Origin of the sequence: Psychromarinibacter halotolerans (assembly GCF_029168315.1) — a bacterium.
In the GTDB taxonomy this organism is placed as follows: domain Bacteria; phylum Pseudomonadota; class Alphaproteobacteria; order Rhodobacterales; family Rhodobacteraceae; genus Psychromarinibacter; species Psychromarinibacter halotolerans.
The window spans coordinates 1-1,306 of record NZ_JARGYD010000031.1 but is presented as its reverse complement, the minus strand read 5'-3'; the positions used below and the strand labels follow the sequence as shown (position 1 = coordinate 1,306).

At 59.0% G+C, this 1,306-nt stretch carries 2 protein-coding genes; both read left to right on the top strand.

The annotated features are described in order from the left end of the window. Positions 1–861: cadherin-like domain-containing protein (locus tag P1K30_RS23760; protein ID WP_275635222.1), on the top strand; the 861-nt coding region annotated here is incomplete at its 5' end. Positions 862–971: 110 nt separating this feature from the next. Continuing rightward, positions 972–1,306, top strand: a 335-nt coding sequence (locus P1K30_RS23755; RefSeq protein ID WP_275635221.1) for a calcium-binding protein, incomplete at its 3' end; no start/stop codon positions are given.

Here is a 1,306-nt window from a genome sequence, read left to right as displayed (position 1 = left end):
AATGACTTTGACGTTGATGGCGACGCCCTGAGCGTCTTAGGTCTGGATTTTGCCGGCACGCAGGGCACTGTGGTGGATAACGGTGATGGCACGGTCACTTACACCCCGGGTACAGGCGGGGGCACCGACAGCTTTTCCTACACCGTGAGCGACGGAAACGGTGGCAGAGATACAGCAACGGTAACTGTGCGCGACGGCCCAGGCGAAGAGAACGTTATCGGCGCGTGGCTCTTCGACGATGACGATGCTCCTGGCATGGATATCTCCGCCAATCAAAATACGGCTCTGTTCGTTAACGGAGCCGTTGTCGACGGGGGGAGTGTCCTGCTGGACGGGGTGAACGACTACATCCAAATTGCCGACATAAGCCCTTACGATCTGGAAAAGGCCACAGTTTCAATCACTTTCGTTGTCGATGCCCTTGATGGGACGGACTCGGGAAGTGATCTCGGTGATGCGTCAATGCAAGCCCTGTTCTCGCGGGACGCCATAGGGTTCGGCGGCGGCGGCCATTTGACCGTTGCGGTCGATGGCGATGGGTCGGTGGTGCTGCGTCACCAGACTGTAAGCGACAGCTACTTCATAGAGACCGATGCCGGAGTGGTGACCGCTGGCGAAGAGTTCACGTTGTCGTACAGCATCGACCCAGACGAGGGGAGCTTCCTGTTCATAGAAAGCGATAGCGAGCGCACTCTACTGGGATCGATCGATGCGCCTGTCAGTCTCGCAGGGAACGACGAGGCCTGGACGCTTGGGGCCTCGCAGTATTCCAGCCCGACCGGAACGGCGAGTGATCTAAGGTCCTATCTGGATGGAAGTATTAGTGATTTCGAGATTGTCGTAGATGAGCTCGTATTCTGATCAGTTTTTTAAAGAGGTGATCCGGGGATCCTGAGATCGGACAAGTCTTCTTGTTCTGCCGACTGTGCGTGGCTTCCGGACCTTTCGTTTGCTTGGGGTAGGTGACGAATATGGACCAATACATTGACGGTACCGAGAACGATGACGTTCTGACCGGAGACACGGGCAACGACACGCTGGTCGGGCTTGGTGGCAACGACCGGCTGGACGGTCAGGGCGGGAACGACTCGATCGACGCCGGTGACGGGGCTGACCTTGGCTTGGGCGGCGACGGCGACGACACGATCCTTGGCGGTCTTGGGGACGACACGCTTCAGGGGGGCGATGGCGCCGACAGCCTTGACGGTGGCGACGATGCGGATGTCCTGAATGGCGACGCGGGCGACGATACCCTGATCGGGGGCGGCGGAGCCGATTATCTGAACGGTGGGGGCGGCAACGACAG